Origin of the sequence: Streptomyces scopuliridis, assembly GCF_042790125.1 — a bacterium.
Taxonomy (GTDB): Bacteria; Actinomycetota; Actinomycetes; order Streptomycetales; family Streptomycetaceae; genus Streptomyces; species Streptomyces scopuliridis_A.
Genome location: NZ_JBHTZS010000003.1, coordinates 187328 through 202417 on the forward strand (window position 1 = coordinate 187328; position 15090 = coordinate 202417).

At 70.8% G+C, this 15090-nt stretch carries 14 protein-coding genes; 3 read left to right on the forward strand and 11 right to left on the reverse strand.

From position 1 onward, the window contains the following. Nucleotides 1-51: 51 nt before the first annotated feature. Complete coding sequence (locus ACFRKB_RS05460; RefSeq protein ID WP_383103508.1) at nt 52-1050, forward strand: AraC family transcriptional regulator; 999 nt, start codon at nt 52-54, stop codon at nt 1048-1050. A 42-nt stretch (nt 1051-1092) separates the two neighbouring features. Here the strand turns inward: ACFRKB_RS05460 and ACFRKB_RS05465 are convergent, their stop codons facing one another. After that, the gene (locus ACFRKB_RS05465; RefSeq protein ID WP_383103893.1) at nt 1093-1872 is read right to left on the reverse strand and encodes an IclR family transcriptional regulator; all 780 of its coding nucleotides are present in this window, start codon (nt 1870-1872) and stop codon (nt 1093-1095) included. A 79-nt stretch (nt 1873-1951) separates the two neighbouring features. Beyond that, the gene (locus tag ACFRKB_RS05470) at nt 1952-2923 is read right to left on the reverse strand and encodes a terpene synthase family protein (protein ID WP_383103509.1); all 972 of its coding nucleotides are present in this window, start codon (nt 2921-2923) and stop codon (nt 1952-1954) included. Between the two features lie 181 nt (nt 2924-3104). Between ACFRKB_RS05470 and ACFRKB_RS05475 the strand changes: the two genes are divergently transcribed. Both ACFRKB_RS05475 and ACFRKB_RS05480 read left to right on the forward strand, forming a co-directional pair. Continuing rightward, complete coding sequence (locus ACFRKB_RS05475) at nt 3105-4304, forward strand: cytochrome P450 (protein WP_383103510.1); 1200 nt, start codon at nt 3105-3107, stop codon at nt 4302-4304. Nucleotides 4305-4324: 20 nt separating this feature from the next. Then, on the forward strand, nt 4325-5905 hold the full coding sequence (locus ACFRKB_RS05480) for an NAD(P)/FAD-dependent oxidoreductase (RefSeq protein ID WP_383103511.1): 1581 nt from the start codon (nt 4325-4327) through the stop codon (nt 5903-5905). Here the strand turns inward: ACFRKB_RS05480 and ACFRKB_RS05485 are convergent. The 9 genes from ACFRKB_RS05485 to ACFRKB_RS05525 all read right to left on the reverse strand — a co-directional run bounded on the left by ACFRKB_RS05485 (nt 5826) and on the right by ACFRKB_RS05525 (nt 15034). Then, nucleotides 5826-6791, reverse strand: coding sequence for a terpene synthase family protein (locus tag ACFRKB_RS05485; protein WP_383103513.1), 966 nt, complete (start codon nt 6789-6791; stop codon nt 5826-5828). The two genes, ACFRKB_RS05480 and ACFRKB_RS05485, sit on opposite strands and share 80 nt — an antisense overlap. After that, nucleotides 6788-8149 carry a cytochrome P450 gene (locus ACFRKB_RS05490; RefSeq protein ID WP_383103515.1) on the reverse strand — a complete coding sequence of 454 codons (1362 nt, stop codon included), beginning with the start codon at nt 8147-8149 and terminating at the stop codon, nt 6788-6790. Before ACFRKB_RS05490 ends, ACFRKB_RS05485 begins: the two co-directional genes overlap by 4 nt. 9 nt (nt 8150-8158) lie before the next feature. Continuing rightward, the gene (locus ACFRKB_RS05495) at nt 8159-9787 is read right to left on the reverse strand and encodes a prenyltransferase/squalene oxidase repeat-containing protein (protein WP_383103517.1); all 1629 of its coding nucleotides are present in this window, start codon (nt 9785-9787) and stop codon (nt 8159-8161) included. A 44-nt stretch (nt 9788-9831) separates the two neighbouring features. Next, a complete protein-coding gene (locus ACFRKB_RS05500; RefSeq protein WP_383103519.1) occupies nt 9832-10914 on the reverse strand; it encodes a polyprenyl synthetase family protein in 1083 nt (360 codons plus the stop codon). Between the two features lie 150 nt (nt 10915-11064). Continuing rightward, entirely contained in the window at nt 11065-12372 is a 1308-nt protein-coding gene (locus ACFRKB_RS05505; RefSeq protein ID WP_383103521.1) for a cytochrome P450 family protein, read from the reverse strand. Next, nucleotides 12369-12989 (reverse strand): GTP-binding protein, encoded by a 621-nt coding sequence (locus ACFRKB_RS05510; RefSeq protein ID WP_383103522.1) that lies wholly within the window; start codon nt 12987-12989, stop codon nt 12369-12371. Before ACFRKB_RS05510 ends, ACFRKB_RS05505 begins: the two co-directional genes overlap by 4 nt. Continuing rightward, complete coding sequence (locus ACFRKB_RS05515; RefSeq protein WP_383103523.1) at nt 12961-13341, reverse strand: DUF742 domain-containing protein; 381 nt, start codon at nt 13339-13341, stop codon at nt 12961-12963. Before ACFRKB_RS05515 ends, ACFRKB_RS05510 begins: the two co-directional genes overlap by 29 nt. Next, nucleotides 13338-13757 carry a roadblock/LC7 domain-containing protein gene (locus ACFRKB_RS05520; RefSeq protein ID WP_383103524.1) on the reverse strand — a complete coding sequence of 140 codons (420 nt, stop codon included), beginning with the start codon at nt 13755-13757 and terminating at the stop codon, nt 13338-13340. Before ACFRKB_RS05520 ends, ACFRKB_RS05515 begins: the two co-directional genes overlap by 4 nt. Continuing rightward, nucleotides 13754-15034 (reverse strand): ATP-binding protein, encoded by a 1281-nt coding sequence (locus ACFRKB_RS05525; RefSeq protein WP_383103526.1) that lies wholly within the window; start codon nt 15032-15034, stop codon nt 13754-13756. The genes ACFRKB_RS05520 and ACFRKB_RS05525 overlap by 4 nt, the downstream gene beginning before the upstream one ends. Nucleotides 15035-15090: the final 56 nt, after the last annotated feature.

Consider the following 15090-nt stretch of genomic DNA (forward strand, 5'->3'; position numbering starts at 1 on the left):
CCGGATCGCCTGCGTATTCGTCCAGCTCCGCGGGCGGCTAACCTCGCTGAGGTGGACGTGTTCAGTGATCTGATCCGCGGGGTGCGGGCCCACGGCTCGTTGTTCGGCAGCTCGACCCTGTCCCCGCCCTGGGCGCTGCACTTCGTGGACGGCGCGCCGCTGACCCTGTGCATCGTCCTCACCGGGGCGGGCTGGATCGTGCCGGAGCACCGTCCGCCCGAGCCGCTTCGCGCGCGCGAGACGCTCATCGTGCGCGGCCCCGCGACGTTCACCTTCGTCGACGAGGTCGGCACCCGGGCCGAACCGGTCGCGTGCGGTGAACACTGCGCGACGCCCGAGCAGGGCGGGACCCGGCACCGCCTCGGCTGGCACGATTCCGGCGGTGACGCCGGTGGCGGCCGCGGTGCGACGACCCTGATCGTCGGCGCCTATCCGGTGCGCGGCGAGATCAGCCGCCGGCTGCTGGACGCGCTGCCCGTCGTGCTGCGCGCGGACGCAGGCGGTACGGCCGACGCCGTGCTGGATCACCTCGCCGCCGAGACCGGCATGGACACACCGGGCCAGCAGGTCGTACTCGACCGGCTGCTGGACTGGATGCTCGTCTGCACGCTGCGCGAGTGGTTCGACCGGCCCGGCGGCAAGCCCCCGGCCTGGTGGGCGGCCCAGCGGGACCCGGTGGTCGGCCACGCGCTGCGCCTGCTGCACGCCGAACCGGCGGCACCGTGGACGGTCGGCGCGCTGGCCGGGCGCACCGGGGTGTCGCGGTCGACGCTGGCCAAGCGGTTCGCCGACCTGGTGGGTGAGCCCCCGCTGACCTACCTCACCCGCTGGCGCATGACACTCGCGGCGGACCTGCTGGTCGAGAGGGCGGACGCGACCGTCGCGGACGTCGCCCGCACCGTGGGGTACTCCGACCCGTTCGGGTTCAGCGCGGCGTTCAAACGGGTCCGCGGCGCCAACCCGAGCGAGTTCCGGCGTTCCGCGGCCATGGCCTTCCCGGCAGCCGAGCGGCCCGTACCGGCCCGGCCCGGACGCCTGAGCCAGGGGTAGACCCGCGGTTCCGCCGGATACGCCTCCGATCCGCCGGCGGGCTCAGCGCTCCTCGGTGAGCAGCGCCAGGCAGGCCGCCAGGCTCACCGACCGAAGGTGCTTCGCCACGGCGAGCAGGTCCATGCTCCGGACCCGGCCGGACACCGACAGCGCCATGACGGGATTGCGGGCCTCGTCCAGCACGGGCACCGCCAGGCAGGCGACGCCGGGGATCAGCTCACCAAGGCTCGTCGACACACCCTGCCGGCGAACCTCGGACAGCACGATGCCGGTGTGATCGCCACGAGCGCCGGCGACGGACGGGGTGGCGACGGACGGGGCGGTGGCGAACGGATCGGCGGCGTCGAGCAGCGCGCGGCCCAGTGCGGTGCTGTGCGCCGGTACACGCTCGGGCAGCCGGAAGGAGGCCCGCGGTTTGCGGCTGCCGTGTACGCGCTCGACCAGGACGACGTCCCGCCCCTGGAGCACCGCCAGGCTGACGGTCTCGTGGGTGAGTTCGTACAAATCCACCATGTGCGGCAGGAGCGTCGCGCGTAATCGGCCCACGGGCAGCCCGAGAGCCCCGGCGGCCAGATCGGCCAGCGCCGGGCCGGGCCGGTAGGCGCCGTCCGCGTACGTGACCAAGCCGCGCCTGACGAGCAGTGACAGCAGTCTGTGCGTGGTGGACTTGGCCAGACCGCTGGCGGTGACGAGGCTGGTGAGAGTGGGCGGCACACCCGCGGCGGACAACCGGGTGAGGCACTCCAGCAGCAGGAGGGCCTTCTCCGCGGCGCCGGGCGCCCGTGCCGCCGCTGTTCTCGGACCCGCGTCGAGGGAATCCATCACGTGGTGGTGCTCCTGTCGGACAGTGTGGAACAGGCAGACGATTCTATGGACGTGCGGCCGAGCGGCGGCCCGCCGGCTACGCCCACCGCACCTGCTCCCGGTGGCTGTGGTAGCGGTTGGTGACCCCGTACCAGTCGAAGTGCGCCACGATCCAGGTCTCCAGGCCGGCTATGTACCGGGCGAGCAGCGGATCCGCCGCGCGCCGCACCTCGGCGGCGAGGGCCATGAAGGCACGGACCGCCTCGTCGTGTATCGCGGCGGCCCGCCGCAGCGCCTCCGCGTGGTCGCACCCGTACTGCTGGGCCAGCACCTGGGGCAGGCTGCGCGCCAGATCGTCCTCGTGCGTGTGCTCCTTGCGGGAACCGAGCACGTCGTTGGCGTAGTCGATGACGTCCGCCGCGGCGGTGTTGAGCGCGCGGACGGCCGGGCCCGCCCACACCGGTCCGGGCAGTTCGAACCCGCGGGCCACGTCCACGAGGGTGAACACGATGTGGCATATCCCCGTGTAGCGGCGCAGCTCCACGTACTCGTCGAACGTGGGCGTGTAGGCGCCGAGGCCATATGTCACCTGGCACAGCGCCGACATGAAGTACTCCGTCATGCTGCCGCGCACCCGCATCAACTGCTCGGGGCCGGCCCACGCGGCAAGCCGGACGAAGAGGTCGCGCAGGCTCGCGCCGTACGGATCGTCGGGCGCGGGAGCGGCGGCGGGGTCCTCCATCACGGCCCGCAGCCGCAGCACGAGACGGGCGGTGGGCACCCCCTGTTCAGCGGGGCGGGGACAGTCGGCGTACCGGTCGTCGAACGCCGTCAGCCATGCGGTCAACTGCGCAGCGATGATGCTCGGTTCGAGCAGGCCGTCGGCGTGTGCGGCGCCCGTCAGCCAGCCGATCCTGATGCCGGAGAGCCGCTCCCGCTCCGCCGGTGTCCGGATGAGCTCGAAGCGCTCCATCCACGCCACGACCTCCCGCTCGACCGTATCCGCGTGGGGGCGGGCGGTCCGGGGGAGCGGGCAGTACAGGTCGGGTACGAGCAGGGGCTCAGGCATGGTGCGCTCCGGGAGGTGACGGTGCTGGGCGGGCCGAGTCTGCGGAGCGAACGTGTGGGCGGGAAGCGGCTGTTCCACTGGGTGGAACGGCCCCTTGCCCCGCCCGTCGGCCGTGTTCACACTGCGTGTTCCGCAGGAGCAACGGGCCCCCTGCGACGCGACCCCTGGAGAGTCCCGCGCCATGCCTCCCAGCGACGGATGTCCTGTCTTCCCGTCCCCTCAGGACCCCTCCGCCGACCACGACATCAACGGATCAGCGCTGCTGGCCGACGGACCGGTGGCCGCGGCGGTCATGGCCGACGGCACCCCGGTCCGGCTCGCGCTCAGCCATGAGGCCGTCCGCCAGGTGCTGATCGACCCGCGGTTCAGCCGTGCCGAGGCAGCGCGCCCGGGAGCGCCGTCCGTTGTGCCCTTTCACTCGCGGAACGGGCTCCTGCACGCCATGGACCCGCCGGGGCACACCGCGCTGCGGGCACACATCGGCCGGGCCTTCACCTCGCGTACCGTCGAGCGGCTGCGCCCGGAGATCGAGGCGCTCGTGGCGGAGATGCTCGACGCGATGGAGGCCGCCGGACCGCCCGCCGACGTGGTCGCCCATCTGACCGCGCCGCTGCCGGTGAAGGTGCTCTGCCGGCTGCTCGGCGTCCCCTACGAGGATCACGGGGCCTTCCGCGGGTGGATCGAGGCGATCCTGCCCGCCTCCGCGGCCTCCGCCGGACAGGCGGCCACGGCCGCCGAGCAGCTCACCACGTACCTCGAAGACCTGATCGGTGCCAAGCGGCGCGCCCCCGGCGACGACCTGATCAGCACGCTGCTGGCCCCCGGACCCGACGGCCCCCCGCTGGACGACGCCACGGTGCTGGCGAACCTGGTGCCCGTACTGGTGGCCGGACATGACACCACCCACAACCAGCTCTCCAATTCGCTCGTCGCACTGTTCGCCCACCGTGAGCAGTGGGACCTGCTGGTGCGGTGCCCGGAACTGGTGCCCCGTGCCGTCGACGAACTCCTGCGCCACCAGCTCCTCAGCCGCATCGGCATGCTGATGCGCGTCACCACGGCGAAGGTGGACCTGGCCGGGGTCACCCTGCCTCCGGGTACGGCGGTGAACGCCCTCAACTGCGTCGCCAACCGCGACCCGGCCGTCTTCCCCGACCCCGACCGCCTCGACATCCGGCGCCGGGACGCCGGAAAGCACCTGGCGTTCGGCGCCGGGCCGCACTACTGCCCCGGCGGACAGCTCGCCCGGCTGGAACTCTCCGTCGCCCTGCTGGCACTGGTCCAGCGCTTCCCCGCCCTGCGCCCCGCCGTACCGGTGGCGGAACTGCACTGGAAGGACGGCATCATGCGGGGCCCCTGGCAGCTGCCGGTCGTCTGGTGACGGGCTCCGGCGGACAGCCCGTGACGGAGCCGGCCCGTGACAGCCGGGCGGAGCGCGCGGCGGACAGACAGCGCCCGCCGGGGGCCTCGCGCGGACCCTGGGGCCACGCCGTGGTGATCGGCGCGGGCTTCACCGGGCTGCTCACCGCCCGGGTGCTCGCCGGGCGTTTCGACCGCGTCACGGTGCTGGAACGGGACGAACTCCCTTCCGGCGCCGCACACCGCAGCGGACTGCCCCAGGCGCGGCACCCGCACGGGATGCTGGCGCGCGGCGCCCGGATCGTGGAGGACCTCTTCCCCGGGGTCCGCGCGGAGCTGGCCGCCCAGGGAGCCCCGGTGTTCGACTTCGGGGCCGGGTTCGCGACCCGCCTGCCGTACGGCTGGGCTCCGCGGCGTCCGGTCGGCATCGAGGTGCAGTCCTTCGGCCTGGCCGACCTGGAGGCGGTGCTGCGGGCCCGGGTCCGGGCACTGCCGGGCGTGCGGGTACGGGACGGATTCGTCGTGGAGGGGCTGCGCTTGAGCGCGGATCGCCGCATAGCGGTCGGCGTCACGGGCCACCGCAGGGCGGACCCCGGCCAAACGCCGGTGCGGATCGAAGCGGACCTGATCGTGGACGCCGCCGGCCGCAGGTCACGCCTGCCGGGCTGGCTCGCCGCGGCCGGGCTGCCCGCACCCCGGCGGTTGAAGGTGCCCTCCCCGCTGGTCTACAGCTCGCGCATGTACGAGCTGACCGGCGACCAGGCGCCCGACTGGCTGGTCGCCTTCGAGATGACCCTGCCGCCCCTGGTGGACCGCGGCGGCGCCGCGGTCACGGTGGCCGGCACGCGGCGGCTGATCAGCCTCGTCGCCCCGGCGGAGACGCTTCCGCCACCGCGTGACGACGAGGCGCTGCGACGGTTCGCCGCGACGCTGCGCAGCCCGCACTTCGCCGAGGTGATGGCACGGGGCCGCCCGGTGTCCCCGGTGTACCGCTGCGTGGTGGGCGGCAACGACTGGCTCCGCTACGACCGTCTCCGGCCGCGTCCGGACCGGCTGCTGGTGGCGGGCGACGCGTTCTGCGCGTTCAATCCCGTGTACGGCCAGGGACTCACCGTGGCGGCGCTCCAGGCCCGGCTCCTGGCCCGTCTGCTGGCGACCGCCGACGGTCCGGGCGGGCTCGCACACCGCTTCCAGCGCCGTGCCGCCCGGATCGCGCTCGTGCCCTGGCTGACGGCCACGGCCGCCGACGCCGGCTGGTCGAACGGGCTCGCGGGCCGCCCGGAGCGGATGATGCGCGGCCTCCTCGACGTGGTACTGAGGCGCCTGCCGGACGAGCCCGAGTTGTACGCGCGCTTCGCCCGGGTACAGAACATGCTCGCTTCCCCCGCCGTCCTGCTGCGTCCGCTCCTGACCCGTCGGGGGCGTCCGGCCCGTCCGGGGCGCCGTACGCGGTCAGCGGGTCCAGGAGCGGACGCGGCCGCTTCACCTGACGATGTCACCGTGCGGGATGGAGAGTTGGAGAACCGTGTCCCCGGTGCCCGCCCTAGATCTGGTAACGGGAGTGATGGATGTGCCAGACATAGGAGGACACGACGGACTCGACGGCCCGCGCGTGAACAGTGAGAGGTCGCTCCTCACTCACAGCCAGTTCGGTGATTCGGGCGCGGGCCACGGTGGCCTGCTCTTCGCACATGCGGGAGGCCAGCCGGAACGCCTCTTCGAGGTCGCACGTGTGCTCTCGCATCAGCAGTGTGGGCAGGCTGAGAGGGACCGGCCCGTCGTGGGCCGTCTCCTTCGCGTATGAGGCGAGGTCGTTGATCCACCCGGCGAGGTCGGCGACGGCCGTCTCCAGGTCCCGGACCGCCGCCGAGGACCTCCGCGCATCGGTCAGTTCGTACCCCAGCATGACTTCCGCGGTCGCCATGACGGTGCGTACGAAGACGGTGTGCGGACGCATCGCGCGGTAGTCGTGCAGGGTGATGTGTTCGGGCCTGTCGAGGTGATGTGCCTCCCAGAGGATGCCGAAGAGGTTGTCCCGCAGGTGCGCGGTGAGCCGCAGGTATTGCGTGGGCGTGGCCCGTTCCCTGAACCGGTCGAGGAGATCGCGCAGCGCGGCGGCGAAGGCGCTTGGTTCGCCCGGCGGTTCGTGGTGGCCGGCGAGGAGGTGGACGCACTCACTGATCCGGCGGACCAGACGGGCGGGGTCACGGGCGCCGGCCGCCTCGCCGTGGGCGTCGTCGAACGCGGTGAGCCACAGGAAGAGGTCGGCGCAGAGGAAGAGGCTGCTCCGGTCGGCCGTGGGGAAGGTGCGGGCCATCCCCTGGGCCGTGATGTCGGACAGCGCGCCCAGCGCGCGCTCCGAGCCGATGAGCGGAAACGTGTGCAGCCACTGGACAGCGTGCCGCTCGATGTCGGAGGCGTGCGGGCTGGCCGGGAAGGGGCCGGGGAAGGAGCCTCGTAGGTCGGGCATGGGCAGGGCACGCGCAGGCGTGCGGATCGCGTCGTTCACCGGGCGCTCTCCGTGTGGGCGTGCTGTCTGGGTTCGGGCACCATGTGGAGGGACGAGGGGTGTGTGGTGATCGCGCCGACCGGGCGTACGGCGGCGCCGGGTGTCGGCCGTAGCCGCCAGCGGGACGCGACCAGCGCGGTGATGATGGTCGCCTCGGTCCAGGCGAACGCGTCTCCCATGCACATGCGTTTGCCGGAACCGAAGGGGATGAAGGCGCCCTTGGGCGGCTGGGGGCGCTCCGGCAGCCAGCGGTCGGGGTCGAAGCGCAGTGGATCGGGGTAGAGGTCGGGGTCCCGGTGCAGCGCGTAGGCGCTCCAGATCACATCGGAGCCGGCCGGCAGGCTGAACTCACCGAGTTGCACGGCCGAGATGGCCTGCCGGGTCACGAGCCACGCGGGGCTGTACAGCCGCAGGGTCTCGCTGACGAGTCTGCGGGTGAAGGCCAGGCGGGGGATGCGCTCGGCGGTCAGCGGGCCTTCGGCGAGCACGGAGTCGACTTCCTCGTGCAGTCGGCGCTCCAGGTCCGGGTTGCGGCCCAGTTCGTGGAACAGCCAGGCGAGGACGACCGCGGTCGTCTCGGAGCCCGCGGCGAGCAGTCCGGTGACTTCCGAGAGGATCTCGTCGTCGGACAGTGTCTCGCCGTTCTCGTCCTGGGCGGTCAGGAGCAGCGACACGATGTCGTCGTACGCGCCGGGACGCGCTCGGTGTTCCGTGATGATGTCGGTGACCGCGGTGCGTAGCGCGTTGTTGGCGGCGTCGGCCTTCCGGTTGCGCCGGATGGGCAGCCGTTCCAGGGCCGAAATGGGCATCAGGGCACGCTGGAGGGCGGTGGTGAAGACGGTGTCGACGCTGTGGAGGATCGTGAGGGCGGGTTTCCGCTCGGGGGTCGAGGAGAACAGCGCCGACAGCACGACGCCCTGGGTCATGAGCTGCATTTCGGTCTTGAGGTCGAGCGGGGTGCCTTCGTGCCAGCCGGTGATGTACGGCTCGACGGTGTCCCGCATCGTGTCGACGTAGCCGGCGATCTGTTTGCGGTGGAAGGCGGGCTGCATCATGCGGCGCCGGCGCAGGTGCGGTCTGCCTTCCGCGACGGGCAGGGCGTCCTCGCCGAAGAGTTTGAGTTTCTCGAAGAGCAGCCCCTTGGTGAATTCGTCGGCCTGGCTGGTCAGCATCTTCTGGATCAGCTCGGGTGAGTTGACCACGGTCACCGTCTTCGGGCCGACGGTGAAGCGGACGACGGGGCCGTGGGTGCGCAAGCGCTGGATGAACGCCAGACGGTCCTTGAACAGCGGTACGGCGTGCCCGATGAGCGGCAGTTTCCCCGGAGCGATCGGCGGAACGTTCATGCTGGTCGTCACGTGTCTGTCCTACCTGTCGGCGTCTGTGGGGGTGGTCCGTCGCCCGTCCACGCCGGGGCGGGTCCGCAGCATCTCCCGTACGGCGAGTACTTCCGCGTCGATCATCGCCTGGGGTGCGTACAGGGTTTTGTCGTGCCACAGGGCGGGGTGGTGGCCGGGGCCCGCCGCCGCGTCCAGGTACGTCTCGGCGCGGTCCAGGGCGTGGTCCAGGGCGCGGTCATGCCGCGGCTGACGCGTGGCGGTGGCGGTGGCGGTGGCGGTGGACAGCAGGATCTGGGCGGCGTACGCGGTTTCTTCGACGGTGCCGCCCCATACCCCCCAGGAGCCGTCGTCCCGCTGGGTGTCGAGGGTCCAGGCGGCGGCGGTCTCCACGGCCGAGGACGCGTGGTCTCCGCCGTACTGCGTGAGCGCGGCCACGCACCGCTGGGTGGCGTAGTACGGCGAGGCGTGCCATTTGTCGGGCCACGGTCCTTCGGGCCGCTGTTGGCCGATGAGCCAGTCGCGCAGTTTCTCCGTCCGGGGACCGTAGGTGTGCTGTGCTTCGGGGTGCCGGCGCAGGTGGCTGCCGAGCGCTTGGAGGGCGTGGGCGTTCGCCGTGACCGATCCGGTGTCCTCGCCGATGTAGCAGTCGTAGTGGCTGCCGTTGTGGAACTGGTCGAGCGGCTCCGGGGTGTACGGAAGGCCGACGCGTGAGCCCACCAGCACGGCCATGGCGGTGTCGTCGGCGTCCGTCATGAGGCCGGGTGCGCCACGTACTCCCCGGGGATCGTGGATGTCGGCGGCCCACTTGCGGAGGGTGGGCAGGGTGGCGGCAGGCAGGTGGGCGCGAGCCAGTGCGGCGGCGACCCACAGGCGCTCGAAGACGAGGATCGGGGCCGCCTCGGGGAACAGACCCCCGTAGCGCTGTGCCACAGGTTCGAGGGCCGCGACGGCTCCCGCCGAGGGCGCCGGCGAGGCCGCCGCGGCGCGAGCGGCGGTGGCGGCCGGTGAACTGCCCAGCAGGTCCTGTCCGTCGGGTATGAGCGCCCGCGGTATGTACCCGGCGACACCTTCGAACGTGTGGTGAAGCTTGACGGGGAGGCTGCCCGCCGCGGTGTACCGCTTCGCCACGTACGCGGGCACCGCCTGGTCATAGCCGCGGGGGAGCGCGGGCCCGGGTCCAGGACGCCATCCGCCGAGGTCCGGTATCCCGTCGCGGGCGATGAGGGCCGTCCGCTCGTGGATCTTCGCGACCAGGCTGGGGACGAGGATCTCGGCCGCGGCGGTGTCGGGCCATGGCCCTGCCGGTGGCAGCGCGCGCAGCGCGGCGAGGCCCCGGTCCACCGCCGTGGCGAGCCGCCGGGCGGTCTCCGCGGACGTGGCGCCTCGCCGCAGGACCGCCAGCGCGGCCTCCACGCCGCTGAGCGTCGGCAGCAGGCGGTACGGCGCGGGCCCCTCACCCCAACTGCCGTCGGGCGCCTGCTCCTGGAGCAGATACGCGATCCGGCGCGACTCACCCGGCAGCCAGGGGGCCGCCGAGATGACACGGGCGGTCTCGTAGAAGGAGGGGCGGACGCTGCCCCACCTGTCCTGGTCGATCCTCGCCACCAGACGTGCGGCCTGATCGGAGTAGGTCGCGCTCACGACCGTGTCGCTCATGGGCTTGTTCCACCTCACGGTTCCGGTGACGGGTGTACGGGCGGTCATGTCTGCCGCTCCGTGGCGGCCAGGGCGATCCGGCGCAGTTGGCCGGTGGCCGCTTCCGGGAAGGGCGCCTCGTCCAGGGCGGTGAGGGCCGCGTCCCGGCGTGCGGCGATCATCTCTTCCACGGTCTGCCGGGCGCCGGTGGAGTCCAGGATGGTGCGGACCCGGGCGGCCTGGTCCTCGTTGAGGTCGCTTCGGCCGACGAGGCCGCGCAAGGTTCTGCGTTCTGTGGGAGAGGCCCGTTGGACAGCGAGGGCCATCAGTACGGTGGCCTTGCCCTCGCGCAGATCGTCCAGTATCGGTTTGCCGGTGGCGACGGGGTCGCCGAACACACCGAGCAGGTCGTCGCGCAGCTGAAACGCTTCTCCTAGCGGAATGCCGAAGGCGCTGCAGGCGTCGAGCACGGCCGGGTCGGCTCCGGCCAGGGCCGCCCCGATCTGAAGGGGGCGTTCGACGGTGTATTTGGCGGTCTTGTACCGGATGACGTGCAGTGCCGTTTCCGCGTCGCCGGTCAGCCGGCCGGTGGTCTGAAGGTCCAGGAGCTGGCCGTACATGACTTCGCTGCGCATGTCGGCCACCAGGGGCAGTACCTCGGCGAGCCGGCTCGGTTCGACGCCCGTTGAGTGGAGGAGCTCGTCGGACCACACCAGGGCCAGGTCTCCGAGGAGGACGGCCGCGCCCATTCCGTGTGCCTCGGCGCGGCCGAGGGGACCACCGCTCTCGGTGTACGCGGTGGCGAGCGCGCGGTGGGCGGACGGTTGCCCGCGGCGGACATCGCTGTCGTCCATCACATCGTCATGAATCAGGGCGAATACCTGGAAGAGCTCAAGGCTGGCGGCGGCGCGTATGGCGGCCGTCATCTCGCCGTCGGCTCCGGCGGCCTGCCATCCACAGACACACAACATGGAGCGCAGACGTTTTCCGCCGGAGAGGAGCCTGCGCAACGTGGATGTCAGGTAGCTCAACTCGGCTCCTGGCGCGGCCTGTTCTTTGGCGTCCAGGAATCCGGTCAGAGCCGCACTCACCTCGTGCCGTACGGAGGAGAAGCCCGGCAGTCTGGTGCCGGGAAGTGTCTCTGTCATATGCGGTTGATCCCCTTTCGGTCGAGAACCGTCCTAACGGTTCCGTTCGGGCAGAGGACGGGGCCAGGGACACTGTTTTTCCCCACGGCGTCGCGGTAGTGCGGATCAGTTCGCCAAGGGCACCACCGCGACGCCGTGTTCGAGAGCAGGTTATGAAGAGGTCACCGACTCGCGGTCGCCTGCTGTCAAGGAGGATCCCGTCTCCGTCTCAGGGCTGGAGGAACTCCGGCTCCAGGGAGTGGCGCCGTTGGCGTCGGGAGTCAGCGGAGTGAACCGGGCGGGAAGCGACGTGAGCGTCCGGTGGACGGGCCCGTCGCGGTAGATCAGCTCATCGGGGGCCACGGCGATCTCGATGTCCGGCAGGTAGCTGGTGAGTCTCTCGATCGCGGCGGTCGCGATCAGCAGAGCCAGGTCACGGGCCGGACAGGCGTGCGGGCCGGCGGCGAATGCCAGGTGCGCCTTGCTGCCCGAGCGGTAGCCGTCGGCCGGCGTCCCCGCGTGCGGGCAGGTGTTGGCGGCGGCGTACGACACCATGACCGGGGAGCCGGCGGGAATGTGCGTGCCGTAGAAGGTGACGTCCTCCTTGGGGAAGTGGAAGCTGTAGTTGGCCAGCGGCGAGTCGTTCCACAGCGCGTCGTCGATAGCGTGCTGGACGGGCAGGCTTCCGGTGGTGAGCGTGCCGAAGTACCGGTCGTCGGTCAGCATCCGTACGCACGTGTTGGCGATGAGGCTGGCTGTCGGCTCGTTCCCCGCGCCGAGGGTGATGAGGATCTGATTGATCGCCTCCTCCTGGTTCAGCCCGTTGGGGTGGTCGATGAACCAGGACGTCAGATCATGTCCGCGCTGCGCGGCCTTGGTCTGATAGAGGGTCTGCAGATAGGCGCCGAACGACTGCGCTCCTTCCGCCTTCTTCTCCGGGTCGGTGTCCACCATCGCCGCCAGAGCCCGTACAAGCTGGGGGCCGTGCTCGTCTCCCATCCCGAACAGGGCGTTGAAGACCATCAAGGGCAGCTGCTGCGCGTACTGACGGACGAGGTCGACCGTTCCGGTATCGGCGAAATCCTGAAGGAGCCGGTCGGCGTAGCGGAAGGTCAGAACGCGGACATCGTTGGGGTCGAGGAGAGCGAAGCTGTCCGTGATGACCTTGCGCAGGTGCGCGTGCTCGTCACCGTCGGCGAAGAAGAGACTGGGCCGCCACTCCACCATGGGTCTGATCGGGCTGTTCTCCGGAACCTGGGGCAGCCAGGTGCGGGTGTCCTTGGACCATGTGTCCGTGTCCTGCAGGAGTTTGAGTGCTGCCTGGTAGTCGGTGACCAGGTGGACAACGAGACCGGGGTCGATCTCGGCGAGGCCGACCGGCCCCTGCAGGCGCAGCAGTTCATAGCTGCGCTGCGGGTTGGCCGCGTGCTCTGGCCCGTGCAGGGACACAGCTGTCGCGGCTGATGGTGTGTTGCTCACGAGGCTCCGACTCCGGCGGTGGCTATGGAATGGGCGGTCAGTTCGATGAGGGCGCTGAGACTGCTGTTCAACTCGCGGGCATCACAGGTGACCAGTGGGGTGTCCGGGGCGAGGTCGAGTTTCGAACGAACGATCTCCAAGTCGTAGTCGGGCGAGTCAGGGAAGGTATTGACTGCCACGGCATACGGCAAACCGCGTTCCTCGATGAGATCCATCACCTCGAACGATTCGTCCAGGCGCCGGGTGTCGACAAGGACGAGCGCGCCGAGAGCCCCGAACGCGATGCCCTCCCACAGGGGAAGGAACCGGCGCTGGCCGGGAGTTCCGTACAGGTACAGGACAACTCGGTCACCGGGGAGGGTCAGACGTCCGAAGTCGATGGCGACCGTGGTGGTCTTCTTGTCCCGGAGGCCGACCAGGCTGACGTCGTCGGTGCCTGCCGCCGCGTCCGTCATGACTTCGTCGGTGTGCAGCGTGGGGATCTGTGACAGAGTCTTGATCGCGGTCGTCTTGCCGACGCCGAGAGGTCCGGCGACAAGGATCTTGACTCTCTGGTGGTCTCCCTCAGGCAGGTACACCGGACGCGGGCTAGGCGACACGGAGGGATTGGAGTCCACTCAGAACCTCTTCCATGAGTTGCCTCGACGGCCGTCCGGCGCGCGAGGGGGCGAGCGCATCCGGGATGGGCACGCTGGCGGTTAACAAGCCGTCACTGACGAGTTGCTCGGCGAGCACCAGGGCGACACTGACCGGCAGAGCGAGATAGCCGGCTATCTCGACCGCGGTGAGGGAACCACCGGTCACCAGCTCGACGACACGACGGTGCACCGCCGTGTGGTACGAGGCGAGCGGAATGCCACTGGCACGCAGAGCCGTCAGCGTGTCGAGGGTGCTGGGCAGCGAGGCACCGCTGGTCCCGGTCGCCAGATAGGGCGGAAGCAGGCGCCGCTGGTGCTTGTCGCGACTCATGACGCGCCGTCATTGGTGCGCGCGGAGACGGACATGAACTGCTCCCCGAGCTTCTTCGCCTGCCGGGCCATCTTGTTGATGACGACCCCCATGTGCATCGACTCGTCGCCCGCGGCCGCGATCAGGGTGTTGGCGCCGGCCGGCATCACCATGTAGGTGCCCGTGGGCATCGTCACGGCGACGGTCTCTATCGGGGTGTCCGGCGCGGCCCGCAGCGCTGTGTTGGCGGCGGCGCGAGAGGCGGAGTGCAGGGCCGAGGTCATCGCGGCTATGCCGTCCGCCTCGTCGACCGTCAGGCCCTCGGACCTGGCCTGGACCATCCCGTCGAGCGTCATGATCAGGGCATGGTGGACACCCGGGATCTCGGTGATGGGCGCCAGGTACCAGGTCTCGTTCTTACCGTCGGGCAGGGTCACTGTGTTTCCTCCAGATCAATACCGTCTCGGCCGCTTTTGAGGCCATCGTGGAAATCACTCCAGGTGGCGAGAGACCGCTCCGGGTCAGGGGCACGAGGTGTGGGAGCGGCGAGTTCACCGGTGGATATCGCGCTTCCACGGCGGCGGCGCTGCGGCAGGCTCTCCGCGGTGCCCGGCGCGCCCGTACGCGAGTGCGCGTCGCCCGGCGCGGTGTCGGCGACCGGGGCCGGCCGCCTGTCCGCCCTCGGAGCTGTGACGGGCAGGGGAGCCATCACCGAAGGCGGCTCGGCCTCCTCGTCGATTGAGGTCAGCAGGTTCGGGGGAATGGTCACCACAGCGCGCACCCCGCCAAAGGGAGACGGATTGTCAATGGAGACGTGGAAGCCGTGATCGGCGACGAGGCGCCCGATCGCGACAAAGCCCTGAGAGGGAGGGTCGCCGAGCTCGGTCAGCATGACCTCCTGCGTCTCGGCCGATACCAGCCGTACACCCCGGGCGAGTGCTTCGCTGGTCATGCCCTTGCCCGCGTCATCGATCGTGATGCAGACGCTGCCGTTGCCGGTCCGGATCAGACCGACATCCACGGCGAGGTCGTCACGGGAGTGCTCCAACGCGTTGGCCATGAGCTCCGTACAGACCACGGCGACGGGCTCGGCCGCACGCCCGACGAGCCCGACATTGGTCGCGAGCCGCGAGTTGATCTTGATCCGGTCGAAGCCGCGCAGCCGGGACGAGGCACCGGAAACGATCTCGGACACGTAGGTGTCCTTGCGCACGTGCCCCGGCCACGCGCCGCATACGATGGCGGTCCGCTGGATGAGGCGCAGATTCTGCTCGTTGAGATGGTCCGCGGCCAGCACCCGGTGCGTCACGCTCCGCGACCCGCTGAACTCCTGTTGCAGGGCTTCGAGTTCCGACTGCAACCGGTACGACAACGCCTGCGAGTCCTGGCTCGCGCCGCGCAGCGCCGCGCGGGCGGCCGCGTCCACCCGGCGGCGCTCCTTCAGCACGATCCCCGAGACGCGGGTGAGCACGGAGTCGAGAAGTTCCGCGTCCTTGGACGGTGTCGTTTCCTCGTGGAGCAGTCCGGGGACGGGGTGGTGAGAGCTGATCAGACTGAGCGCGAGGGCCGGAAGCCGGACGGAGGCGAGATGATCCACCTCATCACGGAACCGCGCCTCACGGGTCTCCACGTCCTTCGCGCGGGATTCGGCTCCGCGCCTGCGCGCCTCGGCGGATTGCGCGAGGTCCTCGGCGCTCTTCCGGGCTGCGTCCAATGTCCTGCACCGTCGCGCGTGTTGGCGACGCGAGCGCGCCAGCAGCAGTGCGACGG